The sequence below is a fragment of the Mesorhizobium sp. M0761 genome (genome assembly GCF_040320205.1).
Taxonomy (GTDB): Bacteria; Pseudomonadota; Alphaproteobacteria; order Rhizobiales; family Rhizobiaceae; genus Mesorhizobium.
Genome location: NZ_JAMYPF010000003.1, coordinates 79,208 through 104,276 on the forward strand (window position 1 = coordinate 79,208; position 25,069 = coordinate 104,276).

Genomic DNA, 25,069 nt, shown 5'->3' on the forward strand with positions numbered 1-25,069 from the left:
GCGGGGCTTACCCGCGTCGGACAGAAAAGCTAGTCCTGAATCTGGTTTAGGTCCCAATGATGAACCTGGCGGAAGCTGACAACGAGAAGATGCAGTGGGCGGCGATCAGCGGCGTGATCGCGACCGTCTCGGTGTTCGCCATCGCGCAAGGCCTGTCCTATCCGCTGCTGAGCTTCATCCTGCAACGCCAAGGCGTTTCGCCGGCCATCATCGGGCTCTCGGCGGCAATGACGCCGATCGGCTTCATTGTCTCGTCGCCGCTGATCCCGGCACTGGCGCGCCGGTTCGGGGCAGGGCGCACCGCGCTTACCTGCGCGGCGCTTTCGGCGATCGTTCTGGCGCTGATCGGGTGGACGCAGAATGTCTATCTGTGGTTTCCGCTGCGCTTCCTGATCGGGGTGGTGACCAATCCGCTCTATGTCTTGAGCGAAATCTGGGTCATTGCACTGGCGCCGCCATCGCGCCGCGGTCGCGTCATGGGTGTCTATTCAACCATCATCTCGGCCGGCTTCGCTGCCGGGCCGCTCTGCCTGCTCGCTGTCGGCACCGTGGGATGGCCGCCATTCCTGGTGGGGATCGCCGCCTTCATCTTTTGCGGCGCCTGCCTCGCGCTGGTGCTGCCGCGACTGCCGAAGGTCGACGAAGCTGGGCGCCGGGTTTCGGTCATGGGCTTCGTGCCACTGGCATGGCTACTGCTGTCGGCGGTGGTCGTTGCCGCCGGTTTCGAACAGGGCGTGCTGGCGCTGCTGCCGGTCTACGGCACGCACTATGGCATCGCGGAAGCGCGCATGTCGGCGCTGCTGTCGGTGATGATCGCAGGCAACATCGCCATGCAGGTGCCGCTCGGCTTGCTGGCGGAACGGCTGACGGCGCGGCTAGTGCGATTCGTCTGCGTCGTGGTGACTGTGCTGGGCTGCGTGCTGCTGCCGCTGCTGATCGAGACGCCGTTGATCTGGCCTTGCGTCTTTATCTGGGGCGCGGTCTCCTATGGCATCTACACCATGTCGATCATCGAGCTCGGCGAGCGCTTTACCGGCTCGGCGCTGGTCGCCGGCAATGCCGCCTTCTCCCTGATGTGGGGCATCGGCGGCATCGTGGTGCCGCCGCTGGCGGGTGGCGTCATGGATGTGATCGGCGCCTCCGGCCTGCCGATCACGCTGGGCACGATTTGTCTGGCACTGGCTGTGGCCACGGTCCTGCGCCGGCGGATGGTTTGAGGCCGCATTCCCCCGATGACCTGACGTCACCATCTTGAATAAAACCGCTTGCAACGCGATGTAGGCAGGGCTTGCCCGCCACTAGCCTGGAGACCATGCGTGACCCAATCGATGACAAAACGCCAGACGGATGCCACCGCGGAGGACAAGTTCCTCTGGCTGGAGGACCGGACCAGCAAGGAATCGCTCGACTGGGTGCATCGCCAGAACGAGATCACCGTGGCCGAACTACAGGGCGATCCGTCCTACCAGGCGGCCTTCGAGACGGCGCTCGACCTGATGACGGCCGAGGACAACATTGCGGCCGGTGCCGCGCTCAACGGCCAAGTCTATAATTTCTGGCAAGACAAGACCAATGTGCTCGGCCTCTGGCGCCGCACGACGGTTGCTTCCTACAAGACCGAGAAGCCTGTGTGGGAGACGATCATCGACTTCGACGTGCTGTCGGCCAAGGAGGGGGTGAAGTGGGTGTTCAGCGGCGCCAGCCGCCTTTACCCCGATTTCAACCTTTGCCTGGTGGCGATGTCGCCGGATGGCGGCGATGCCAGCGAGATGCGCGAATTCGACATCGAGACCAAATCATTCATCGAGGGCGGCTTCCGCGCTCCCGCCTCGAAATCCGGCTTTTCCTGGCTGGACAAGGACACGGTCATTGTCTCGGCTGCCTTCAATGAAGACGACAAGACCCAGTCCGGTTATCCGCGCGTCGTCAAGCTGTGGAAGCGCGGCACCCGGTTGGAGGAGGCGACGCCGATCTTCGAGGCCGAGAAGCAGGATCTCGCGGCCGGCGCGGGGGTCGAGCATGATGGCGACAGGCAGTATTTGTTTCTGGCCCGCACGATCGCCTTCTTCTCCTCGCACAGTTTTCTGCGCCTGCCGTCGGGCGAAAACCGGCGCATCCCGCTGCCGGACGATGTCACCGACACCGCGCTGTTCAAGGGCCGGTTCGTGTTCGGGGTGCGCAGCCCATGGACGGCGCCGGGCGGCACTGAGTGCTTGCCGGACGCCCTCTATTCCTTCGATTTCGAACACTGGATCGACACCGGCGACCTGGGCCCTGTTGAAACCATGCTCGCGCCAGCGCACCGTGTTTCGGTCGCCGGCATTGCCCGCACTCAGGACCGGCTGTTCATCAATCTGATGGACAATGTGCGCGGCAAGGTCGTTATCGCCGAGCGCAGCGGCGACCGCTGGTCGCTGAAGCCGGTGGCGCTGCCCGAGAACGGCAATGTCGGCATCGCGCATGCCGAGCATTTCGGTTCCAGCGTCTCCTTCTCCTTCACCGATTTCCTGACGCCGAGTTCGATCATCTGGTCGGACGATGACGGGGTGACGCTGGCCACCGTGAAATCGCAGCCGGCGCGGTTCGACGCCGCGCCGCTGGTCTCCGAACAGTTCGAGGCGCGCTCGAAGGACGGCACCATGATCCCGTATTTCGTCGTCAGGCGGCGCGACCAGAAGGGTCCGGTACCGACGCTTCTCTATGGTTATGGCGGCTTCGAAATACCGCTGCTGCCCGGCTATGCCGGCGTGCGCGGCAGGCTGTGGCTGGAGAAGGGCAATGCCTATGTGCAGGCCTGCATCCGCGGTGGCGGTGAGTTTGGGCCGGCCTGGCACCAGGCGGCGCTGAAGGGCAATCGCCAGACTGCCTTCGACGATTTCGCCGCGGTGGCGCAGGACGTCGTCAGGCGCGGCATCGCCACGGCTGCTTCCCTCGGCATCCAGGGCGGCTCGAATGGCGGCCTGCTTACCGGCGTTTCCCTTACGCAGCATCCCGAACTGTTCGGCGCCGTCATCATCGAGGTGCCGCTGCTCGACATGCTGCGCTACACCGAACTGCCGCCAGGCGCCTCGTGGGTCGGCGAATATGGCGATCCGGCAAAACCGGAAGAAGCCAAGTGGCTCGCCGCCTATTCGCCGTACCATCATGTCTCGGCCGATGCCGTCTATCCCCCGGTGCTGCTCACGACATCAACCGCCGACGACCGCGTCCATCCCGGCCATGCCCGCAAGATGGCGGCGAAGCTGCAGGAAGCAGGTCACGGCAAGACGTTGTTCTTCGAGGAGACGGAAGGCGGCCATGGCGGGCGCGGCGACCGCCGGCCGCAAGCGGCGCAAACCGCCATGAAATACGTGTTCCTGCAAAGGGTATTGAGCGGCACCGCTTGAATTTCGGGCCTCGGGCGGCATAGACTGCCGCCATGGTCTACATGAGCACATCCGGCGCCTTCGGGGTCGCGGTGACACCGTCGCCGCGCACGCTGCGCGCCGAACTGCTCAGGCTGTGCGCTCGCATCGGCTATTCGCCGCCCGCCGTCCTCTGACGAAGTCGCCCCGGCAGCTTGCCGGTTTGATTCCAGAGGAAAGAGCAAACCCATGACTTACCAGAACTATTCGCTGAAGCAGCTTCAGCAGATTGACGCCGCGCATCATCTGCATCCCTTCACCGACCACAAGGAATTGCGCGAGACCGGCTCGCGCATCATCACCCACGCCAACGGCCCGTTCATCTACGATGCCGACGGCACCGAAATACTCGACGGCATGGCCGGGCTGTGGTGCGTCAATGTCGGCTATGGCCGCGACGAGCTGGCCGACGCCGCTTACGCGCAGATGAAGGAATTGCCCTACTACAATTCCTTCTTCAAATGCTCGACGCCGACGCCCGTGCTGCTGTCGAAGAAGCTGGCCGAGCTGGCGCCCAAGGGCATCAGCCAGGTTTTCTACGGCTCCTCCGGCTCGGAGGCCAACGACACGGCGCTGCGGCTCGTGCGCCACTATTGGGTGCTGGAAGGCAAGCCGGAGAAGAACCGCATCATCTCGCGCAAGTCGGCCTATCACGGCTCGACCGTCGCCGGGACGTCGCTGGGCGGCATGGATTTGATGCACAAGCAGCTCGGCGGGGCGGTTCCCAACATCGTCCATGTCATGATGCCCTATGCTTATGAGTTGGCGCTGCCCGGCGAAAGCGACCATGATTTCGGCCTGCGCGCGGCCAAGGCCGTCGAGGACGCCATCCTCGAAGCCGGTGCCGACAAGGTCGCGGCCTTCATCGGCGAGCCGGTGATGGGGGCGGGCGGGGTGAAGATACCGCCGATGAGCTACTGGCCGGAAGTGCAGCGAATCTGCCGCAAATACGATGTGCTTTTGATGCTGGACGAGGTCATCACCGGCTATGGCCGCACCGGCGAATGGTTTGCGGCGCAGACCTTCGGCGTCGAAGCCGACACCATCACCACGGCCAAGGCACTGACCTCTGGCTATCAGCCGCTGTCGGCGCTGCTGGTCGGCGACCGTATCGCGGCGACGCTGGTCGAAAAGGGCGGCGAATTCTACCACGGCTATACCTATTCGGGTCACCCGGTGGCCTGCGCGGTGGCGCTGAAGAATCTCGAGATCATAGAGCGAGAAGGCCTGGTCGACAGGGTCAGGAACGACACTGGACCTTACTTCGCCCAGGCGCTGCAAGAGCGCATTGCCGGCCACGAACTGGTCGGCGAGGTGCGATCGATCGGGCTGATGGGCGCGATCGAGATCGTCAAGGACAAGGCGACCAAGGAGCGCTTCCTACCGGCGGGCAGTGCCGCCGTCACCATTCGCGACCACGCCATCGCCCAAGGCCTGATGCTGCGCGCCACCGGCGACACGATGATCCTGTCGCCGCCGCTGATCTGGACCCGCGCGACGATCGACATGGCTTGCGATCGCATCGCCAAAGCGCTGGATCTGGCGCAAGCGGATTTGCGCAAGAAGTAGATGGAACGACAGCCGGACGCCTTGCTATCAGGGCGCCCGGACTGTGCGCCTGCTTATCGTCAGGGTCGAAGGGGTCAGCGCACCGATCGTGCTGGTCAATGAAGACCATCAGGCAATTCCGAACGCTGCAATCGGAATATAATTCAGACCGAACAGTATAGTACTGCAAAACGCAAAAACCGCGCCCCATCGGAACGCGGCTTTGCCAGATACGCATGGCATTTCGCCAACAATACACTTGCGAAACTTACGGGCTCCGGTACGCGAGACCTGATCCGGAGCGCCGGGCGGATGCGATATGTCCGCCTCGCCATCCCTTATATAGGCACATCGTTACCGCCGGGTTATCGAGAGCTTAAGCAAATCTAAATTTGCAATTTTTCCGCGCAATAAAAATCGAGAAAAGCGCTGCCAAATTCGAAACTTATAGAGAACTGCCGCGAAGGAAATTTATGATGCCGGAAAAATCCGATCCGCCATTTCCCTGGGCGTTGAACAGCGCATAAAGCTGGGCCGCTTCGGCCCCCATCGGCGTCACCGCGCCGGCGCTTTGGGCCGCCTCCTGCGCCAGCTTCAGGTCCTTCAGCATGAGTGCCGCGGCAAAGCCCGGCTTGTAATCCCGGTTGGCGGGTGAGGCCGGCACGGGACCTGGCACCGGGCAATAGGTGGTCAGCGACCAGCACTGGCCCGACGAGGTCGAGGCAACGTCGAACAGGGCCTGATGCGAGAGGCCGAGCTTTTCGGCCAGCACGAAGGCCTCTGCGACGCCGATCATCGAAATGCCGAGCATCATGTTGTTGCAGATTTTGGCTGCCTGACCGGCGCCGTCGTCGCCGCAATGGACGATGCGGCCGGCCATCGGCTTGAGAATTGGTTCGGCCGCTGCGAAGGCGTCCTTCGTGCCGCCGGCCATGAAGGTCAGCGTGCCCGCGGCAGCCCCGCCGGTGCCGCCAGAGACCGGGGCGTCGATCGAATGCAGTCCGTGCTTCCTTGCTACGGCATGCGCCTTGCGGGCCGACTCGACATCGATGGTCGAGGAATCAATGAACAGGGCGCCTGGTTTGGCCTTGGGTGCGATGTCCTCGTAGACCGAGAGCACGTGCTTGCCGGCGGGAAGCATGGTGATCACGACATCGGCGTCCTTCACCGCCGCCACGGCATTCGCCATGACAATGACGCCATGCTCGCGGGCGACGGTGAGGTTTTCCGGCATCAGGTCAAAGCCGTGCACCGCGTGCCCCGCCTTGACGAGATTGGCAGCCATCGGATTGCCCATATTACCCAAGCCGATGAAGGCGACAGTGGTCATAGCGGTGCTCCATGATGAGTAGGCAGTAGGCAGTAGGCAGTAGGCAGTAGGCAGTAGGCAGTAGGGCGACCTATTCGGGTGCGAGTTTGATAATAAGTTGGCGAAGCATCTTTCCGATGGCCTCGGCCGCCAGAAGCAGGTGCTCAGCTTGCCCATGCGTGGCTACGCCAATGCGTTGAGCGATTTGGAGGTGTGTCTCGAACTCCTTCAGCGAGCCTTGGGCTGTCCTGAGAAATTGCTGATAGGAGCCTCGGTTGTCTCGGCCATAGCCTTCCGCGATGTTTGCAGGGATAGAGGTTGCTAAACGGCGGATTTGGCTGGTCAGCCCATACAATTCCTCTTTGGGCCATGTCTTGGTCAATGAGTAGGTGCTGACAGCCAGATCCATCGCCTGCTGCCATACGATAAGATCCTTGTACGAGTTGATCTTGCCGGTCATCCTTTGCCTACTGCCTACTGCCTACTGCCTACTGCCGTCCGATCAACGCCCGCGCGATAATCACGCGCATAATCTCGTTGGTGCCTTCGAGGATCTGGTGGACGCGCAGGTCGCGCACCAGTTTTTCGATACCGTAATCATGAAGATAGCCATAACCGCCATGCAGCTGCAGCGCCTCGTTGGCGACGTTGAAGCCGATGTCGGTGACGAAGCGCTTGGCCATCGCCGACCATTTGCCGGCATCCGGCGCCTTGCGGTCGAGTTTCGAGGCGGCGGCGTAGAGAAAGATCCGCGCTGCCTGCAATTCGGTCTCCATGTCGGCCAACCTGAACTGCAGCGCCTGGAACTGGTTGATCTTCGAGCCGAAAGCCTTGCGCTCGGCGGTATAGGACAGCGCCTTGTCGAGCGCAGATTGCGCGCCGCCGAGCGAACAGGCGGCGATGTTGAGGCGGCCGCCATCAAGCCCGGCCATTGCGATGCCGAAACCGGCGCCTTCGCCCGACAGCAGGTTTGCGGCCGGCACCTTGCAGTCCTCGAAGATCACCTGGCGGGTCGACTGCATGTGCCAGCCCATCTTGTGCTCGTTGGCGCCGAAGGACAGGCCGGGCGCATCCTTCGGCACGACGAAGGTGGAAATGCCTTTCGGCCCGTCGGCGCCGGTGCGCGCCATGACGACATAGAGGTCGCTGTCGCCGGCCCCGGAGATGAACTGCTTGGCGCCGTTAAGCACATAGTCGACGCCGCTCTTCACCGCGCGCGTCTTCAGCGCCGCGGCATCCGAGCCTGAGCCCGGCTCGGTCAGGCAGTAGCTCGCCAGCCATTCCATCGAGGTCAGCTTCGGCAGGAAGCGTTGGCGCTGCTCGTCGTCGCCGAAGCGGTCGATCATCGACGCCGCCATATTGTGGATAGAGATGAAGGAGGAAAACGCCGGATCGGCGTGCGACAGTGCCTCGAAGATCAGCACGGCGTCGAGCCGGCCGAGCGCCGAGCCGCCGACATCGTCCCTGACATAGATGCCGCCAAGGCCAAGCGGGCCGGTCTCGCGGATTACATCGGCGGGAAAGTGTCTTGCCCGGTCCCATTCGAGCGCATTGGGCGCAACGCGATCGGCGGCGAAGGCCTGTGCCATCTCCTGGATGGCGCGCTGCTCCTCATTGAGTTCGAACTGACTGGTGCTCGCATCGACCGCGGCGTCCATGGCGTGCTCCCTGTGTTCCCCAGCTGGGGTTGGCTTGCTGGCCTGTTGTTTTTGGCTTTGCGCGCCGCTCAATCTAGACCAATGATGCCGCCGCGCAACCCGGCTCGCCGCGCAGCCGCTGTGCATGAATGGATCAACGGAGCATTGCGTGCCGACATATTTCGACGAATTGCTCGACCGCTTCCATGCCTATCTCCGGGGCGTGGACAACGCGCTGGTGCGGGACGCCGTGACCCGGATCGGCTGGAATATGACGGCGCGCGTGCTCGAAGCGCATCCGCTGCCTTGCCTTGGTCTGCTCGACCGCATTGTCGAACTGGCGCCGCCGGACCCGCAGCCTCTGGTGCAACTGCTGGCGGAGCGTCGTGACGATCTGTGCTGGGGGCAGACCTACAACGCGAGCGATTTTGGTGAAGCGTTCTTGCAGAAATACGGCTGGCTGGAGGTGTTTGGCACGCGCGGCCATTTCGCCAATGAAGAGGTCGCGGCCGGATTGCTGATCCTGGGGCCCGGCATCACCTATCCCGACCATCATCACATTGCCGAGGAGATCTACATTCCGCTGACCGGCGGCACCGAGTGGCGCATGGGCGAAGGCGGCTTTCACACCCGCCAGGCGGGCGAAATTATCCATCACGCCTCCAATGTCAGCCATGCCATGCGCACCGGCAGCGAAGCGTTGCTGGCGCTCTACATCTGGCGCGGCGGGCCGCTGGCGCAGAAATCGACCGTTTCCGGCGCGCAGGGCAGGGGCTGAGCATGGCCAAGGCGATCATGCTGCAAGGCACGGGTTCGGATGTCGGCAAGACGGTGCTGGTGGCGGGGCTCTGCCGCGCGGCCAGGAATCGCGGGCTGAAAGTCAGGCCGTTCAAGCCGCAGAACATGTCGAACAATGCTGCCGTCGCCGACATTCCGGGCGACGACCGCCCCGGCGGCGGCGAGATTGGCCGTGGGCAATGGCTGCAAGCGCTGGCGTGTGGTGTTCAGCCGACTGTGCATATGAATCCGGTGCTGCTCAAACCCCAGAGCGACATCGGTTCGCAGGTGATCGTGCAGGGCAAGGTGTTCGGCGAGGCGCGAGCGCGCGACTACCAGACAATGAAAGCGGGGCTGATGGACGCCGTGCTGGAGTCCTGGACGAAGGTCGGTGAGGGCGCCGATCTGGTCGTCGTCGAGGGCGCCGGATCGCCGGCCGAAATCAACCTGCGCAGCCGCGACATCGCCAATATGGGCTTTGCCACGCGCGCCGACGTGCCGGTCATCCTGGTCGGCGACATCGACCGCGGTGGCGTCATCGCTTCGGTCGCCGGCACGCATCTGATCCTGCCGGAGGAAGACAGGCGCATGATCGTCGGCTACCTCATCAACAAGTTCCGCGGCGATGTCTCGCTGTTCGACGACGGCATCCGGTCGATCGAAAGCTTCACCGGCTGGCGCTGCTTTGGCGTCGTGCCGTGGCTGAAGGCGGCTGCGCGATTGCCTTCGGAGGATTCGGTCGTGCTCGAACGCCTGGCATCGGGCGAGAAGCGGGCGTTGAAGGTCGCCGTGCCGATGCTTGGCCGCATCGCCAATTTCGACGACCTCGACCCGCTCAAGGCCGAGCCGCAGGTCGAAGTGGTGTTCGTGCCGCCGGGGCAGCGCTTGCCGGAGGATGCCGGCCTGGTGGTCATTCCCGGTTCCAAATCGACGATCGGGGATCTCATGAAGTTCCGCGAGAATGGCTGGGATCGCGATCTCCTCGCGCACCGCAAACGCGGCGGCCATATCGTCGGTATCTGCGGCGGTTTCCAGATGCTCGGCCGCCTGGTGCGCGATCCCGATGGCATCGAGGGCAGTGTCACCGAGGCCGAGGGACTCGGCCTGCTCGACATCGAGACGGTAATGGAACCGGAAAAGACGGTGCGCAATGTCAGCGCCCGCTCAGTGCCGTTCGGCTTGGCGCTCGAGGGCTACGAAATTCATCTCGGCCGCACCACCGGGCCGGACATGGCGCGGCCGTCGGCTGTGATCAACGGCATCGACGACGGTGCGATTTCCGCCGACGGCAAGGTTTTTGGCACCTATCTGCACGGCCTGTTTTCCGCCGACGCTTTCCGGGCGAGATTCCTGGAAAGCCTCGGCGTGAAAGGCGGCGGCATCGACTATCGCGCGGACGTGGAAAAAGCGCTGGACGAGATCGCCACCGAGCTGGAGCGCCATCTTGAGTGCGATGCGATTTTTGGGTTAGCAAGGTAGGACCGTCCACCGTTTCGCCATCCTCGGGTCTGCGCGTCCGCTTCGCTTCATGGCCATCCTTCCGCGGAAGACCCTAACAGACCATGCATCCAAAGCAAAAGCGCCCGGCTTTTGACCGGGCGCTTCGAATTGCAGAGGTCGCGGATGCCTAGGCGCCGCGCATCAGGCAGGCGGCGGCAAGCACGATGTATGCGATGAGGACAATCCACACCGCAGCCAGAGGAATGAACGCAAGAACGCCAAGCGCGGCGAGCACGCCGATGATGGCGATGACTAGGGATATGATGAAAACAAGCTGAGTGGGTGCACTAAGATTCATGTGTGGTCCCTCCAACATGATTCGTACAACGGCACTCTATCAGGCGTGAGGCTTATACACCAATCAGCTGGCGCAATGGGTTCGCCGGGTCGGCCAGCAGCTTCACCGCCAGCGACAGGCAGATGATCACCAGCAGCGGCTTGATCAGCCGGGCGCCGATGCGGATGGCAAGGCTGGCGCCGAGCCGGGCGCCGAGGAACTGGGCGACGCCCATCATCAGCCCGATCTTCCAGTAGACGACGCCGGCGACGGCAAAGACGATGAAGCCGCCAATGTTGGAGGCGAAATTGAGCAGCTTGGTGTGTGCCGTCGCCTTGAGCACGCCGAAGCCGGCAAGGCTGACGAAGGCCAGCATATAGAAGGAGCCGGCTCCCGGCCCGAACAGCCCGTCATAGAAGCCGACCAAAGGGGCGATGACCAGCCCGAACAGGAAGTGCGACAGGCGCTCGGCGCGGTCGACATCGTTCATGTTGGGTTTCACGGCGAAGTAGATCGCGATGGCGATCAAAAGCAGCGGCAGCAGCGCTCGCAGGAGATCACCCGGCACGAATGCCGCCAGCAAGGCGCCGACGGCACTGCCGGCAAGGGCCAGAAGCGCCGATGGCAGCTGTCGGCGCAGATCGACATGGCCATTCATGGCGTAGTGGATGGTCGCCGAAGCGGTGCCGAAAATGCCCTGCAGCTTGTTGGTTCCAAGTGCTGCGACCGGCGGGAAGCCGGCAAGCAGCAGGGCCGGGATGGTGATCAGCCCGCCGCCGCCGGCTATCGAATCGACAAAGCCGGCTGCAAAAGCGGCCAAGGCAAGCATGATGACGGTCTGGGTGGCGAGGTCGAGCATCGGGATTTTCTGAACATTCCGGCGGGAAAGGTGGTGCCGCGCCTTCTCATGGCCATCCGGTTTGCGCAAGGCCGATTCCGCGCTACGTCCATCCAAGCGCGTTGCGCTTGGATTTCCTGTGGTGCATGTCATTATCTCAGTACCGCTGCGCAGTTTTGGGTCATGTGCGCTGGGCGGGCTCGGGAAAGGGACACTGTTGGCGATGGCATTGCTCGACCAGATACGCTCGATCTTCGATGGTGACCCCGGCGTGCGCAAGGTTGCCGACGACCCTGTGCTGTCGGCGGAGCTCTTGATGCTGTTTCGCATGATCCTGGCCGACGGCTCGGTTTCGGAGAGCGAGATGGTCGCCTTCCGGCGCATCTGCAAGGACGCCTTCGGCATCCCGGAAACCAGCATCGACGCGGTCATCGAATATCTCAATGATTTCGGCTACGAGACCAACGGTTCGCAAGCCATTGCGCTGTTCCGCGATCTCGATGTCGAACGGCGCAAGTTGCTGGCGCTCCACATGGCGGAGATCGCCAAAGCCGATTCCAAACTGGCCGAGAGCGAAGTGCGGCTGTTGCGCCGCACGCTCGATTTGCTCGACATCAGCCCGGTCGATGTGGTGAAGCCGGAGGAGTGAGGCAGACCAGGGGCAACGGCCGCCCAGCCGGGTCCCCGCTGCTTCGCAGCGTCCCAGCGTTTGTGACCTTTCATCGTGCCACTGGCACGATGAATTCGCTGCGCGAACCGGTCACTTACCCCTGTTCCTGCATACGGTGAGCGATCGCCCGATGCAGATCGGGCGCAGCCGCGACCAGCGCCCTGGCCGCCTCCGACTGCGGATGATCGAGCACGTCACCGGTCTTGCCGCGCTCGACGATCCTGCCGTCATGCATGACCAGCACCTCATCGGTGATGGCGCGGGCGACGGTCAAATCGTGGGTGATGAAGAGATAGCCGATGCCGAGCTTCTGGTTGAGCTCTGCGAACAGATCGAGGATCTGGGCGCGGATCGAGACGTCGAGCGCCGAGACCGGCTCGTCGGCGACGACCAGCTTCGGCCTAGTGATGATGGCGCGGGCGATCGACAGGCGCTGGCGCTGGCCGCCGGAAAACTCATGCGGATATTTGTCCATGTCGCTGGTGCCGAGGCCGACCTCGTGCAGCGCATGCGCCACCATCTCGCGCCGCTCGGCCGGTGTCGGCTTCGTCTCCAGTACATGCAGCGGCTCGGCGACCAGTTTTACGACCTTCTGGCGCGGGTCGAAAGAGCCGTAGGGATCCTGGAACACGACCTGCATGTCGCGCCGCGCGGCTTTGAGCTCCGCCTCGCTTTTGCCGGTTATGGTCTCGCCGCGAAAGCGGATCGTTCCCGATGTCGATTTGTCGAGCGCCAGGATCATGCGGGCAAGCGTTGACTTGCCGCAGCCGGAGCGGCCGACCAGCGCCACCGATTGGCCCGGCGCCAGCGACAAGGACACGTCGTCGACGGCGCGGATCGGAGCCGCTGACTTGAACAGGGAGGTGCGCCGGCCCGGATAGTCCCGTGTCACGCCTTCGACCTCAAGCAGCGGTTTGCCCTGGCCGGCGGCGTGAACCTTGGCGCGCGCGGGCACGTGCATGGAGGCCAGCGCCAGCTGGCGCGTGTAGGGATGCAGCTGTTCCGACAGCGTGCGTGCGGTGTCGCCGGCTTCCATCACCTCGCCATGGCGCAGAATGGTGATGCGGTCGGCCATTTCGGTGACGACCGCGAGATCGTGCGAGATCAACAGCAGGCCCATTCGGTTTTCGCTGACAAGGCCGCGCAAGAGGTCGAGGATCTGCGCCTGCAGCACCACGTCGAGCGCCGTGGTCGGCTCGTCGGCGATGAGCAGCTTGGGTTTCAATGCGCAGGCAATGGCGATGACGACGCGCTGGCGCTGGCCGCCCGACAGTTCGTGCGGATAGCGCGACAGCGGGAATTTGGCCTCCGGCAGGCCAACGCGGTCGAGCATTTTGCGCGCGCGGTCTTCGGCGTCGGCACGGCTTGCCCTAGTGTGCCAGCGTATGCCTTCGGCGACCTGCTCGCCGATGGTCTTGACGGGGTTGAGCGCCGTCATCGGCTCCTGGAACACCATGCCGATGTCGTCGCCGCGCAGCGCGCACATCTGGTCCTCGGTTGCGGCCAGAATATCGATGCCGTCGAAGGTCACGCGGCCGGCGGCGCGCGCCGCATGCGGCAGAAGCTGCATGATGGTCAGCGCCGTCATCGATTTGCCGGAACCGGATTCACCGACCAGGCCCATCACCTCGCCGGGCGCGACGGAGAGCTCGACCCCTTTCAGGATCGGCGTGTCGCCGACGGCCAGCGACAGGTTCTCGATCTGCAGCAGGCTCATCGCTGCCGCCGCGATTTCGGGTCGAGTATGTCGGCGATGCGGTCACCGAGCAGATTGAGCCCAAGCACGGTGATGACGATGGCCATGCCGGGGAAGATCGCCATCCAAGGCGCCACCACCATGCGCGTCTGCGCGTCGAACAGCATGCGGCCCCAGCTCGGCATTGGCGGCTGGGCGCCGAGGCCGACATAGGAGAGACCGGCTTCGGCCAAAATGCCGAGCGCGAACTGGATGGTGCCTTGCACCAGAAGCAGCGTGGCGATGTTGGGCAGCACGTGCTCGATTGTAATCTGCGTCTTGCTCTTGCCGGCGGCGCGCGCGGCGAGAATGAACTCGCGTGGCCAGATCGCCAGCGCGCCGGCGCGGGCGACGCGCGCAAACACCGGGATGTTGAAGATGCCGATGGCGATGATGGCGTTGATCGCGCCCGGTCCGAAGATGGCGGTGATCATGATCGCCGACAGCAGCGCCGGGAAGGCGAAGACGAGGTCGTTCAGCCGCATCAGCGCCTCGTCGACCAACCCGCCGCGCGCCGCGGCGAAGGCGCCGAGCGGCACGCCGACGCCCATGCCGATGCCGACCGCGACCAGCGCCACGGCGATCGAGTTGCGGGCGCCGACCATGATCATCGACAGGATGTCGCGGCCGAAATGATCGGTGCCGAACCAGTGCGCCGCAGAGGGCGCGAGCGTCTTGTCCGAGATCACCAGTTTGGTCACGTCGTAGGGCGTCCAGACGTAGGAGATGACCGCTATTGCAGCCACCAGCACCGTGATGGCGAAGCCGATGAGGAAGGAGCGGTTGCGGAAGGCCTTGGCCAGAATGCTGCCCAACGTCTCCTGCGGGATGTCGATGTGCAGCGTCATTGCCGGCCTCGAAGGCGCGGATCGACGATGGCGTAGGAGACGTCGACGACGAGGTTAACGGCAATGACGGCGACGACCAGCAGCATGACGATGCTTTCCACCACGATCAGGTCGCGCTGAGTGATCGCCTGGAACACCAGCCGTCCGAGGCCGGGGAGATAAAAGACGTTCTCGATGATGATGGTGCCGGCGAGCAGGAAGGCGAATTGCAGGCCCAGAATGGTCAGAACCGGGATCATCGCGTTGCGCAGCGCGTGCCGCCATAGCACGGCGCGGTAAGGCAGGCCCTTGGCGCGGGCGGTGCGGATATAGTCCTCGTTCAGCACCTCGATCAGCGCCGAGCGGGCAACGCGCGCCAGGATCGCCGCCTGCGGCAGAGCGAGGGCGATGGCCGGCAGCAGCAGCGATTTCAGCGCCGGCCAGGCGCCGGCGCTCCAGCCGGGAAAGCCGCCGGCCGGCACCAGCCGCAGCCAGACGGCAAAGAGGTAGATCAGCATCAGCGCGAACCAGAAGTTCGGGATGGCAACGCCGAGCTGGGCGGCGCCCATGGCGATCGTATCGCCGGCCCGCCCGCGCCGGCTGGCGGAATAGAGCCCGACCGGGATGGCAATGATGGTGGACAGCGCCAGCGCGATCAGCGCCAGCGGCAGGGAAACCGCCATGCGCTCGCGGACAAGGTCGATGACCGGCACTGAATAAGTGTAGGAGCGGCCGAAATCGAGGCTGAGCAGACCGCCGACCCAGTGGAGGTAGCGCAGGAGAAGCGGCGCGTTGAGGCCCATCTGGTTGCGCAGGAGTTCGACCTGCTCGGCGCTGGCGTTGAGGCCAAGCATCAGCCGCGCCGGATCGCCGGGCAGGATTTCGAGCACGGCGAAGACGACCATCGAGGCCAGGATCAAGGTTGCGATGGCGATGGCGAGGCGTTTGAGGAGGTAGGCGGTCATGGTGGAGGGAATGGTGCGTTGCCAAGTGCGATGACTGAACAAAGGCAGCGTTCTGTCACACCCCCCTCTGTCCTGCCGGACCCGGCCCTTCGCTGTCGCTTCGGGCGTTCGTTGTTCGGAAAGCCAAGCAGTTGGCTTTCCGTCCGCTGCGCGGACCGCTCCTCACCCCCCGCAAGGGGGGAGATCAGCAGTTTCCGTGTCGTCGACCAGCGTTCAACGTTCGCGATAGGCGAAAGCGGAGATGATAGCCCGATCTCCCCCCTTGCGGGGGAGATGCCCGGCAGGGCAGAGGGGGGTGTGACGGAGCGCAAACGCCGCCCTTTGGCCCGCCGCCTCAATCCGTCCACTTCACCTTGGTCAGATCATTCGCCTGGATCGGCGCATTCTCCCACAGGCCCTGCAGCTTGGCGTCCCAGACGCCGACCTTCGGCAGTTCATAGAGGAAGCCGACCACGGCGTCGTCGGCCAGGATCTTCTGTGCTTCGCCGAGCAGCGTGTTGCGCTTGGCGTCGTCGGAGGTGAGGTTCAGCTCGGCGATGATCTTGTCGAAGGCGGGGTTGTCGTAGTTGAAGTAGTAGTCCTTGCGCGAGTAGATATCGATGTCGTTGGGCTCGGTGTGGGAGACGATGGTCAGGTCGTAATCCTTCTTGGTGAACACCTGGTCCAGCCACTGCGCCCATTCGACCGGAATGATTTCCAGGTCGATGCCGACATCGCGCAGCTGCGAAGCGATGATCTCGCCGCCAAGCCGCGCATAGGAAGGCGGCGGCAGTTTCAGCATCGCCTTGAAGCCGTTCTCCAGGCCGGCCTGCTTCAGCAGCTCCTTGGCCTTGTCGACATTGTGCGGATAGAGGCCGGTGAGGTCGACATAGGCCTTGCTGGCCGGCGACATGTGCGAGCCGATCGGCACGCCGAGGCCGGCCGAGGCGCCGTCGATGATCGCCTTGCGGTCGAGCGCGAAGGCAATTGCCTGCCGCACCTCGAGCTTGTCGAAAGGCGGCTTCTTGTTGTTGATCGCCAGAATGGTCTCGCCCTCGGTCGAGCCGATCACCACCTTGAAGCGCGGATCGTCCTTGACCTGCGCGACGCTGTCGGGATCGAAGAAAGGGAAAGCCTGGATGTCGCCGGAGAGCAGCGCCGGCACGGCGGCGGCGGCGTCGGGAACGATGCGGAACTCGGCCTTGTCGAGGAACACCGGGGCGCCCCAGTAAGTGTCCGATTTCACCAGCGTGATCGACGAGCCCTTGGCCCAGCTCTGGAATTTGAACGGGCCGGTGCCGATGGGCTTTTCCTTGTTGGTGTCGGCGCTCTCCGGCGCCACGATCACGGCGTCGCCCCAGCCCAGATTGTAAAGGAACGACCCTTGCGGGTTCTTCAGCGTCACCTTGACCGTTGCCGGATCGACGACTTCGACCGTATCGATGGCGGCGAACAGGGCCTTTTGCGCGTTTACGGAATTGTCGGCGCGGGCGCGGTCGAGCGAGAACTTCACGTCGCCGGCGTCGAAGTCGCTGCCGTCATGGAATTTGACGCCGGTGTGCAGCTTGAAGGTGTAGACCTTGCCATCGTCGGAAATGGCCCAGCTCTCGGCAAGGTCGGGCAGCACTTCGCCATTCGGGCCGATGCGGGTCAGGCCCTCGAAGACGTTCGCGTAGAGCACTTCGTCGATCGCCGCGGCAGCACCGGCGGTCGGATCGAGATGCGGCGGCTCGAGCGGAATGCCGATCACCAGGTCGGTGCGTGCGGCAAATGCCTGACTGCCGGCCAGTGCCAGCACCGCGGCGGCAAGAATGGTTTTCCACAATTTCATCGTGCAACTCCCAAATGCTCGAACCCTTGTGCGATAGAAGCGTGATTTCGAGGTGGAGTAAATTGCGTTTCGTGCTCCGCAGCGACGCGGGGAGGAATGTTTTTTCAGCGAAGTCGATGGTTCAGCCCGCGGCCGTGCCCCTGAGCAGCACATTGAGCCCGATCGCCATCACCTTGGCCGACTCCACCATATCAGAGATACCGACCCATTCGTCGGGCCGGTGGGCGAGATCCAAAATGCCCGGGCCATAGGCGATGCAATCATAGATGTGGCCGATGCGGGCGATGTGTTTCTGGTCGTAAGTACCTGGTGAAATGACATAATCCGGCTCGCGGTCGAAGATCGCCATGATGCCTTGCGCCACCGCCTTGACCACTGGCGCATCGCGCTCGGTCATCAGCGGCAGCACCTCCATCAGGTCGCGAATCTCGTAGTCGAACTTATTGCGCCCGCGTTTCAGCCGGTCGAGGATATCGGTCACCTCGCTCTTGACCGTGGCAAGGTCCTCCTCGAGCAGGAAGCGGCGGTCGATGGTCAGCCGGCAGGCGTCGGGCACGTTGGGTGAGGGCAGGCCGGGGCGGAAATCCTCGGTCTGGCCGCCATGGATCGAGTTGATGTTCATGGTCGAGCGCTTTGCGCCTTCGGGCACGACAGGCATGCGCGTCACCTTGCGGTCGAGCGCCGGAAACAGTTCATCCTCGAAGGCCTGCAGCACGGCGCCCATGTGGCGCACCGCATTGTCGCCGAGGAACGGCATCGAGCCATGCGCGATCTCGCCCTTGGTCTCGATCTCCGCCCACCAGACGCCGCGATGGCCAAGACAGATGCGATCCTTGTTCAGCGGCTCGGGGATGATGACGTGGTCGACCTTGGGTTTCGAGAAATAGCCAAGCTTCGCCAGATGGGCGACGCCGCCGAAGCCGCCGGACTCTTCATCGACGGTGCCGGAGATTTCGATGGCGCCAGGAAAGTCGGGGAAAACCTCCATGAAGGCTTCCGCCGCGATGATCGAGGCGGCCATGCCCCCTTTCATGTCGCAGGCGCCGCGGCCGTAGACCTTGCCGTCCTTCACCACGCCGGCAAAGGGATCGACGCTCCAGCCTTCGCCGGCTTCGACCACATCGATGTGCGAGTTGAAATGGACACAGGCCCCAGGCGAGCGGCCGTCGAAGCGGGCGACGACATTGACGCGGGGATAGCGGTCGGTATCGCCGGGCGTGCCTTCGGCGCGGATGAATTCGGTTTCGAAGCCAAGCCTGCCTAGGCGCGCCCCGATATATTCGGCGCAGGGGCGATAGGCTTCGCCAGGCGGGTTGATGGTCGGGAAGCGGATCAGGTCGGCGGTCAGTGCGACCAGGTCATCAACACGGGCGTCTATCGCTTTGAAGAGTCGTTCGTTCATTCCCGGATTTGAGCAGGCAAGGGGGTGGTTTTGCAAGCATCGCGGCACTGGCGCCGAAACTTCGTGTCGCAGCGGCAACTATGGCGGGAAAATCGTTCAAATTCGCTGCTTTAGATTGGCGAATTTATCAAGGAGTGTGTGTTAGATCACTCACCTGTCGTTAAAAAGATGAAAAACCGCGTGATGACAGGGCAGGCAAGGGGCATCAAAGGGGTTTGATCTCATGACTAAAATCGTACTCATGGCAGCTGCTTTTGCGGCGATGCTGTTCGGCACGTCCATCGAAAGCAGGGCTGCCTCGCTGGTGGCCAGCATCGACGTCTCGTCGCAGACCATGACCGTCAGCCAATACGGCCAGGTGCTTTATCGCTGGAGCGTGTCGACCGCCCGCAGCGGCTATTTCACGCCGCGCGGCACCTATCGGCCGCAACGCACGGCGCGGATGTGGTATTCGAAGAAATACCACATGTCGCCAATGCCTTACTCGGTGTTCTTCCATGGCGGCTACGCCATCCACGGCACCGGCGCGGTCAGGCAGCTAGGGCGTCCGGCATCGCATGGCTGCGTGCGGCTGCACACCGCCAATGCCGCGATGTTCTATGCGATGGTGCGCGAAGTCGGCTTCGGCAATACGCGGATCGTTGTGACGAACTGAGGCTTTCGACGACTTAAGATTGACGCTGCCCCTGGCCGGTGGCGTTGGCCTGTCCGCGCCGGCGGCGACGCCGGCCCGAGATTTCCCACCTTTTGTGGAACCACATCCACTGTCCCGGATCCTCGCGCACCCAGCGCTCGACCACGTCGGCGAGCAGTTGGGTGGTGGCCGCGACATCGACGCTGCCGCTTTCATTGCGCGGCAAGGTCAGCTTGTCCTCGATCTCGAGGCGGAAGCGGTTGCCTGGCAGCCGCACACATCGCGCCGGATAGACGTCGCAATCATAGTGACGGGCGAGCATGCCCAGAACCGGATTGCTCTGGCACGGGCGACCGAAGAAGATCGTCTCCAGCCCGCTGGAGAATTTCTGGTCGACCAAAACGCCGATATTGCCGCCTCTCTCCAGAATCGACGCCAGCGCGAAGGAGGCGCCGGTCGAAGACGGCAGCAAGGCGCCCATGCTCGAACGCCGCGTCGAATGGATATAATCGGCGAGGTAAGGATTGTTCGGGGGACGAAACAGCGCCGTGATCTTCATGCCGAACGTCGCGGCTGCCACGGGCAGCAGCTCGAAATTGCCGAGATGGCCGGTGAACAGGATATGCGGTTTGTCCTCGCCAGCTATCTGATGGAAATGATCGGCGCCACCGACTTCGACGCGGCCGGGCGTCGCTGCGTTCGGATCATAGTCGAAGAGGGCGTCAAGAAAGATGTATTCGGCGGCGAGCCGGGCCATGTTGCCCCACATGTCGGAGGCGATGGCCTCGATCTCGACATCGCTCTTTTCGGGATAGGCAAGGCGCAGATTGTTGATGGCGACACGGTGGCGCCCGACCCACGGACCGATGCGGCGTGCGGCGCGGTCGGCAAAATTGAGCGCGCTGTCGGCGGGCAAAAGGCGCAGCAGCGAAATGATCGTCATCGCCGCACGCGCAACCAGCCAGTGCTCCAGTTGGCGCAGCCGCCTGCCATAGCGGAACATGAAGTCCCGGCGGGCTTTCTTGAACACCTTGCCGACCATAGTCCTAAGAAACGCGCAGGATGATCTTGCCGAACACGTCGCGGCCTTCCATGCGCTTCAGCGCGGCGTCGATGCCGTCGAAGCCGACCTCGGTGTCGATAACAGGTGCTACCTGTCCCGCCGCCATCTTCTGCATGGCGTTGGCCATGTTCTCCATGCGGCAGCCGAAGGACCCGAGCAGCTTCAGCTGCTGCTGGAACAGCTGCATCAGATTGATCTGCGTCGACACGCCGGAGGTCGAGCCGCAGGTGACCAGGCGGCCGCCGCGCTTGAGGCACAGCATCGAGGCGGCAAAGGTGTCGGCGCCGACATGTTCGAAGACGACGTCGACGCCCTTCTTCCTGGTGAGCTTGCGCACGACCCCTTCGAAACGATCGTCGCGGTAGTTGATGACATGGTCGGCGCCGAGCGCCTTGGCCTTGTCGATCTTGTCGTTGGAACCGACCGTGGTGATGATGGTGCAACCCATGCGCTTGGCCAGCTGGATCGCCGCCGAGCCGATGCCGGAGCCGCCGGCATGGATGAGGATGGTTTCGCCGGGCTGCAGCTTGGCATTGTCGAACAGCATGTGCTCGACGGTGCCGAAGGTGACGGGGGCGACAGCCGCGCCGACATCGGTCACGCCGGGAGGAGCAGGGACCAGCAGGCGCGCCGGCAGGTTGATCTTCTCCTGGGCAAAGCCGTCGAGATGGAAGCCGTGGACGCCCGAGACATGTTCGCAGAGATTGTCGCGGCCTTCGCGGCAGGCGCGGCAAAGGCCGCAGGTGCGCGCGCCGTAGATCGACAGCAATTGTCCGGGCAGCAGGCTGGAGACGCCGGGGCCGACAGCTTCGACCTCGCCGGAGGCTTCGGCGCCGACGACCAGCGGCAGCTTACGCTTGGCGAAGGCCATGCCACGCCAGCCCCAGACGTCGATATGGTTCAGCGCCACCGCCTTGATGCGCAGCGTGACTTCGCCCAATGCGGGGGGCGGCGGGGGCGGCAGGTCCACCGTTTCAAGACGGCGGTCCTCGATAAGTTGCAGTGCGCGCATGGGGCCTGTCAGTTCAGTCTGGCTGAAAAAGGTCGCTTAGACCGGTTCCCGCGCCATGACAAGGCAAGTGTTCTGGCCGCCGAAGCCGAACGAGTTCGACAGAACGCTACGAACCTCGGCATTGCGCTTCTTGTTGGGCACCACGTCGAGCACGATTGCCGGGTCGGGATTGTCGTAGTTGATGGTCGGCGGAATGACGCTTTCGCGCATGGTCATCAGCGAAAACGCCGCTTCGACGGCGCCGGCCGCCGACAGCGTGTGGCCGATCATCGACTTGTTGGACGAGACCGGCATTGAGCCGATGCGATCGCCGAACACGGTCGACAGCGACAGATGCTCCATCTTGTCGTTTTCCGGTGTCGAGGTGCCGTGAGCGTTGACGTAGTCGATCTCGTCCTTGCTCAAGCCGGCATCGGCAAGGGCGGCGCGGACTGCTGCGATCGCCGGCGAACCGTCGGGCTTGGAACGGGTGCGATGGAAATCGTCGGCCTTTTCACCGCAGCCGCGCAGGATGCCGAGAACGCTGGCGCCCCGGGCAAGGGCTGCCTCAAGCGATTCCAGCACCAGAGCGCCGGAGCCTTCCGCCAGCACAAAGCCGTCGCGGTCCTTGGAGAAGGGTTTTGACGCCTTTTCAGGGATGTCATTGTGGGTCGACAGCGCCGAGAGCAGCGAAAAGCGGATCAGCGCCTCGGCGGTTGCCGAACCGTCGGCGCCGATCGACAGCGCCCGGTCGCATTCGCCGCGGCGGATCGCTTCGACGCCGAGCTGGATGGCGGTGGCGCCCGAAGCGCAGGCCGTCGACAGCGTGATCGGCAGGCCGCGCGTGCCAAAGCGGTCGGCCAGCCGGTCGGCGATCGCGCCGAACTGCGTGCTTGCGAACGTATCTGTTTCCTTCAGCCCGCGCGCCACCCTGAGCAGCCTTTCGGCGCCGGCGCCTTTGCCGTCGGAATTGTAGAGCGCGAAGCGGTCGTGCCAGTCGAGTTCGACCGGCGGCGAGGCGAGGAAGAGCGGGCCACCGAAATCAGAGGAATCGAGGCCGGATTCGGCCACCGCCTCATTCGCGGCGGTTTCGGCCAGTTCGTAGGTCAGCAGGCTGGCGCCTTTCGAGCTTGAGTCGAGGAAATCGACCATGCCGGAGATGCGAGTGTTGAGGTGGTCAACGGGAAAGCGGGTGATCGGGTGGATGCCCGATTTGCCGGAGGTCAGTGCCGCCCAATTGTCTGCCTTGCCGACGCCGAGCGAGGTTACCACGCCGATGCCGGTGACGGCGACGATCGGCCTGCCCATGTGATCTCTGAGATTGGCCATCCGGAACCTCTTAACTTTGCAGCATGATCGCGCAGCGCTGCTTCAAGCAGCGTTGACCAGCGCCATGCCCTCGAATTGGTGATAGCCGATCGCCGTTGCGAGCACGGTTTCGGGAATGCCTTCGAACGGCTTCTCGGCCGCGGCGTCGAATACGGGGTAGGCGGCCTTGCGGTCGACGGCCAGGGCGGCGAGGGCGACCGCGAATGGAAACTGCGCTTCCTTGATATGCCCGGTCAGCGTGGCGAAGCCGCGCGCCGATATCGCCGGATTGGCATCCAGCGCTGACTTTTCGGCTGACGTTGCGGTATGCGCCCCGGAGGCGCCCGACAGGGCCAGCAACTTGCCGTTCGGGAGAGCCGCCTGTTTGAGCAATGCCGCGATCTCGGCGTCAAGCTCGCCGCGCGAGCGCCGGGCGCGGCCTGAGACGACCGGTCCGAGCTCGGCATAGATTTTCCGCCCACGGCTTTGCGCGTGTTCGCGCTGCTCCAGCACCAGGAAGGCGCCACCGGAGCCGGAGACCAGGCCGCCGCCCTCGGCGCCCTGTCTCTGCCAGACCGGCTTCCATGGGCCGCGATGCAGATAGCCGGCCAATTCATAGCCGAGCAGCATGTCGGAATGTTCGGTCTGGAAGGCGCCACCTACCAGTATGTGGGTCGACTGTCCGGAGCGGATGCGCGCCGCGGCGGTCTCGACGGCGGCGACGCCGGCACCTTCCTCGCCCATGAAGGTCCTCGACGATCCCGTCACCTTGTGGACGATGGAGATGTTGCCGGCGAGCAGATTGGAGAGCTGGGCCAGGAAAAGCGTCGGCCGCAATTCGGTGGTCAGCTTCTCGTTGAGCAGCACGTCGCGGTCGTTGCGGCTCTCGGACGCGGCGAGGATGGCGGCATCGACCGCCTCGTCTCGCTCGCCGCCGCCGGCAGCGACAACCATGTCCATGGTCGTGCAGAGATCGTCATTGCCCTTGATGCCGGCGTCGTCCAGCGCCATGCCGGCGGCATAGGTGCCGAGCCTCTGCCATGTTTCCATCTGCCGCTGGTCGCCGCGCTTGGCGATCTGCAGGTTCCAGTCGATCTCCGGCAGTGGATGCACGGTGTAGGGCGCAAAGCGCGCGGCTTCGAGCACCGGCTGCAGGCCGGGCTGCGCCAGCTTCTGCCAGTGGGTATCCGGACCCTCTCCCAGCGAGGAGACAAGGCCGATACCGGTGATGACGACGTCGCGAGGGCTGCTCATGAGCGGCTTTGTGGGTCAGGCGGCGCAGCCCGTCAAGGCCGCGCGCCAGCCGATATCAGGCGGTCTTGGCGGCGACCAGCGCGTCGATCTTGGCGCACAGGTTCTTCATGACGAAGTAATCGTCGGTCGAAGCCTTGCCGTCATTGACTTCCTGGGTCCACTTTTCCAGCGGCACCTTGATGCCGAATTCCTTGTCGATGGCAAAGACGATATCGAGGAAATCGAGACTGTCGATGCCGAGATCGTCGATCGTGTGGCTCTCGGGAGTGATGGTGTCGATATCGATCTCGCTGGTGTCGGCAATGATCTTGGCGACTTTGTCGAACGTGGTGGACAAGGGCTCTTCCTTCGGTTGCGGGCGGAATCTGTCCGCATCTGGTTTGGGCGCTGTCTAATCGGTTTTTCCCGGCAGGAAAAGGCCTGATGCGCGGGGCGCAGATGGTATGGCCTTCCCATAAAGACAAGAAGGGCTGCCCGACAAGCCGGCGGCCCTTCCAGTTGACGTCACGTCAGATCAGTTTTTAGGGAGCTTGACCACTGGCTTTCTCAGAACGTGACGCGGCCGAGCACGCGCAAGCCATCGCCCTGCGGCTCGACCACCACCGCTTCGCCCTCGCGCGGCGAGACGCCGGTCAGCGCGACGATGTTTTCGAGATGCGTGACCATGACCAGATTGTCGGAACCGGTGTAGGCGCGGATTTCCTTCATCACCGCGTCGAGCTGCGCGGCCTTCTCGGTCGGATCGCTCTTCAGGAGGTCGAGCGGCGCAAAAAGCTCCGGCTCCGCTTCGAAGGCGATGCGGGCAGTGTCGAGGCAGCGGCAATATCGGCTGGACAGCACCCGCTCGATGGGGGCGGCGCGGGCGCCGAACAGCGCGCCGATCTTGCTCGCCTGCTGCTTGCCGCGCGCCGATAGATTGACCTGGGTGGCACAGTTGTCGATGACGAAATTGGCGGGGTCGGTGGTGCCGGTGACCAGTGCGTGGCGAAGCAGCACGACATGCCCGCCGTCACGCAGCAGCGCCCAGCCGGCGTCGGTCGCGTGGGCGACGGCGGGAACAGCAAGCAGGAACAGCGACAGCACAAATCGAATCATCGAAACCTTTCCGGGAGCCGGATGC

Annotated in this window: 24 protein-coding genes; 8 read left to right on the top strand and 16 right to left on the bottom strand. The window is 63.7% G+C overall.

The features are described from left to right. Positions 1-56 precede the first annotated feature (56 nt). From NKI32_RS05690 to NKI32_RS05705, 4 genes are all read left to right on the top strand, one after another. Positions 57-1,217, top strand: a complete 1,161-nt coding sequence (locus NKI32_RS05690) for an MFS transporter (RefSeq protein WP_502897906.1) — start codon at positions 57-59, stop codon at positions 1,215-1,217. A 111-nt stretch (positions 1,218-1,328) separates the two neighbouring features. After that, positions 1,329-3,386, top strand: a complete 2,058-nt coding sequence (locus NKI32_RS05695; protein ID WP_502897919.1) for a prolyl oligopeptidase family serine peptidase — start codon at positions 1,329-1,331, stop codon at positions 3,384-3,386. Between the two features lie 41 nt (positions 3,387-3,427). After that, complete coding sequence (locus NKI32_RS05700) at positions 3,428-3,541, top strand: capsid protein (RefSeq protein ID WP_245265757.1); 114 nt, start codon at positions 3,428-3,430, stop codon at positions 3,539-3,541. A gap of 52 nt (positions 3,542-3,593) precedes the next feature. Continuing rightward, entirely contained in the window at positions 3,594-4,973 is a 1,380-nt protein-coding gene (locus NKI32_RS05705) for an aspartate aminotransferase family protein (RefSeq protein WP_353002193.1), read from the top strand. 424 nt (positions 4,974-5,397) lie between these two features. Here the strand turns inward: NKI32_RS05705 and mmsB are convergent, their stop codons facing one another. The 3 genes from mmsB to NKI32_RS05720 all read right to left on the bottom strand — a co-directional run bounded on the left by mmsB (position 5,398) and on the right by NKI32_RS05720 (position 7,919). Then, positions 5,398-6,282 carry a 3-hydroxyisobutyrate dehydrogenase gene (gene mmsB, locus NKI32_RS05710; protein WP_353002195.1) on the bottom strand — a complete coding sequence of 295 codons (885 nt, stop codon included), beginning with the start codon at positions 6,280-6,282 and terminating at the stop codon, positions 5,398-5,400. A gap of 70 nt (positions 6,283-6,352) precedes the next feature. After that, positions 6,353-6,721 (bottom strand): four helix bundle protein, encoded by a 369-nt coding sequence (locus tag NKI32_RS05715; RefSeq protein WP_353002196.1) that lies wholly within the window; start codon positions 6,719-6,721, stop codon positions 6,353-6,355. A 28-nt stretch (positions 6,722-6,749) separates the two neighbouring features. After that, positions 6,750-7,919 carry an isobutyryl-CoA dehydrogenase gene (locus NKI32_RS05720; RefSeq protein ID WP_353002198.1) on the bottom strand — a complete coding sequence of 390 codons (1,170 nt, stop codon included), beginning with the start codon at positions 7,917-7,919 and terminating at the stop codon, positions 6,750-6,752. Positions 7,920-8,067: 148 nt separating this feature from the next. On the opposite strand from NKI32_RS05720, the gene NKI32_RS05725 reads away from it, so the two are divergent. Both NKI32_RS05725 and NKI32_RS05730 read left to right on the top strand, forming a co-directional pair. Next, positions 8,068-8,676, top strand: a complete 609-nt coding sequence (locus NKI32_RS05725; RefSeq protein ID WP_023670427.1) for a dimethylsulfonioproprionate lyase family protein — start codon at positions 8,068-8,070, stop codon at positions 8,674-8,676. Between the two features lie 2 nt (positions 8,677-8,678). After that, positions 8,679-10,154, top strand: a complete 1,476-nt coding sequence (locus tag NKI32_RS05730) for a cobyric acid synthase (RefSeq protein WP_353002199.1) — start codon at positions 8,679-8,681, stop codon at positions 10,152-10,154. A gap of 148 nt (positions 10,155-10,302) precedes the next feature. Here NKI32_RS05730 and NKI32_RS05735 read toward each other — a convergent pair whose 3' ends face one another. After that, the gene (locus tag NKI32_RS05735) at positions 10,303-10,473 is read right to left on the bottom strand and encodes a hypothetical protein (RefSeq protein ID WP_023670429.1); all 171 of its coding nucleotides are present in this window, start codon (positions 10,471-10,473) and stop codon (positions 10,303-10,305) included. Between the two features lie 52 nt (positions 10,474-10,525). Then, positions 10,526-11,311 carry a TSUP family transporter gene (locus NKI32_RS05740; RefSeq protein WP_023707858.1) on the bottom strand — a complete coding sequence of 262 codons (786 nt, stop codon included), beginning with the start codon at positions 11,309-11,311 and terminating at the stop codon, positions 10,526-10,528. Positions 11,312-11,507: 196 nt separating this feature from the next. On the opposite strand from NKI32_RS05740, the gene NKI32_RS05745 reads away from it, so the two are divergent. After that, entirely contained in the window at positions 11,508-11,939 is a 432-nt protein-coding gene (locus NKI32_RS05745; protein WP_023688142.1) for a TerB family tellurite resistance protein, read from the top strand. A gap of 115 nt (positions 11,940-12,054) precedes the next feature. On the opposite strand, the gene NKI32_RS05750 is transcribed toward NKI32_RS05745, so the two are convergent. The 5 genes from NKI32_RS05750 to NKI32_RS05770 form a co-directional block, all read right to left on the bottom strand. After that, complete coding sequence (locus tag NKI32_RS05750) at positions 12,055-13,677, bottom strand: ABC transporter ATP-binding protein (protein WP_023751597.1); 1,623 nt, start codon at positions 13,675-13,677, stop codon at positions 12,055-12,057. Further along, entirely contained in the window at positions 13,674-14,543 is an 870-nt protein-coding gene (locus NKI32_RS05755; RefSeq protein ID WP_353002200.1) for an ABC transporter permease, read from the bottom strand. Before NKI32_RS05755 ends, NKI32_RS05750 begins: the two co-directional genes overlap by 4 nt. Beyond that, positions 14,540-15,487, bottom strand: coding sequence for an ABC transporter permease (locus NKI32_RS05760; RefSeq protein ID WP_023710755.1), 948 nt, complete (start codon positions 15,485-15,487; stop codon positions 14,540-14,542). Before NKI32_RS05760 ends, NKI32_RS05755 begins: the two co-directional genes overlap by 4 nt. 334 nt (positions 15,488-15,821) lie before the next feature. Then, positions 15,822-17,297 carry an ABC transporter substrate-binding protein gene (locus tag NKI32_RS05765; protein ID WP_023830566.1) on the bottom strand — a complete coding sequence of 492 codons (1,476 nt, stop codon included), beginning with the start codon at positions 17,295-17,297 and terminating at the stop codon, positions 15,822-15,824. A 121-nt stretch (positions 17,298-17,418) separates the two neighbouring features. After that, the gene (locus tag NKI32_RS05770; RefSeq protein WP_353002201.1) at positions 17,419-18,699 is read right to left on the bottom strand and encodes an acetylornithine deacetylase/succinyl-diaminopimelate desuccinylase family protein; all 1,281 of its coding nucleotides are present in this window, start codon (positions 18,697-18,699) and stop codon (positions 17,419-17,421) included. Between the two features lie 223 nt (positions 18,700-18,922). Between NKI32_RS05770 and NKI32_RS05775 the strand changes: the two genes are divergently transcribed. Next, positions 18,923-19,354, top strand: coding sequence for a L,D-transpeptidase (locus NKI32_RS05775; RefSeq protein ID WP_023681747.1), 432 nt, complete (start codon positions 18,923-18,925; stop codon positions 19,352-19,354). Between the two features lie 13 nt (positions 19,355-19,367). Here NKI32_RS05775 and NKI32_RS05780 read toward each other — a convergent pair whose 3' ends face one another. From NKI32_RS05780 to NKI32_RS05805, 6 genes are all read right to left on the bottom strand, one after another. Beyond that, the gene (locus NKI32_RS05780) at positions 19,368-20,375 is read right to left on the bottom strand and encodes a lipid A biosynthesis lauroyl acyltransferase (protein WP_031198189.1); all 1,008 of its coding nucleotides are present in this window, start codon (positions 20,373-20,375) and stop codon (positions 19,368-19,370) included. Between the two features lie 4 nt (positions 20,376-20,379). Then, on the bottom strand, positions 20,380-21,408 hold the full coding sequence (locus NKI32_RS05785; RefSeq protein WP_023815478.1) for a zinc-binding dehydrogenase: 1,029 nt from the start codon (positions 21,406-21,408) through the stop codon (positions 20,380-20,382). A gap of 36 nt (positions 21,409-21,444) precedes the next feature. Further along, entirely contained in the window at positions 21,445-22,716 is a 1,272-nt protein-coding gene (locus NKI32_RS05790) for a beta-ketoacyl-ACP synthase (protein ID WP_023821480.1), read from the bottom strand. Positions 22,717-22,758: 42 nt separating this feature from the next. After that, positions 22,759-23,949, bottom strand: coding sequence for a beta-ketoacyl-ACP synthase (locus NKI32_RS05795; RefSeq protein WP_023821479.1), 1,191 nt, complete (start codon positions 23,947-23,949; stop codon positions 22,759-22,761). Between the two features lie 55 nt (positions 23,950-24,004). Then, the gene (locus tag NKI32_RS05800) at positions 24,005-24,286 is read right to left on the bottom strand and encodes an acyl carrier protein (RefSeq protein WP_010909964.1); all 282 of its coding nucleotides are present in this window, start codon (positions 24,284-24,286) and stop codon (positions 24,005-24,007) included. 209 nt (positions 24,287-24,495) lie between these two features. Beyond that, positions 24,496-25,044, bottom strand: coding sequence for a histidine phosphatase family protein (locus tag NKI32_RS05805; RefSeq protein ID WP_023753406.1), 549 nt, complete (start codon positions 25,042-25,044; stop codon positions 24,496-24,498). Between the last annotated feature and the right edge of the window lie 25 nt (positions 25,045-25,069).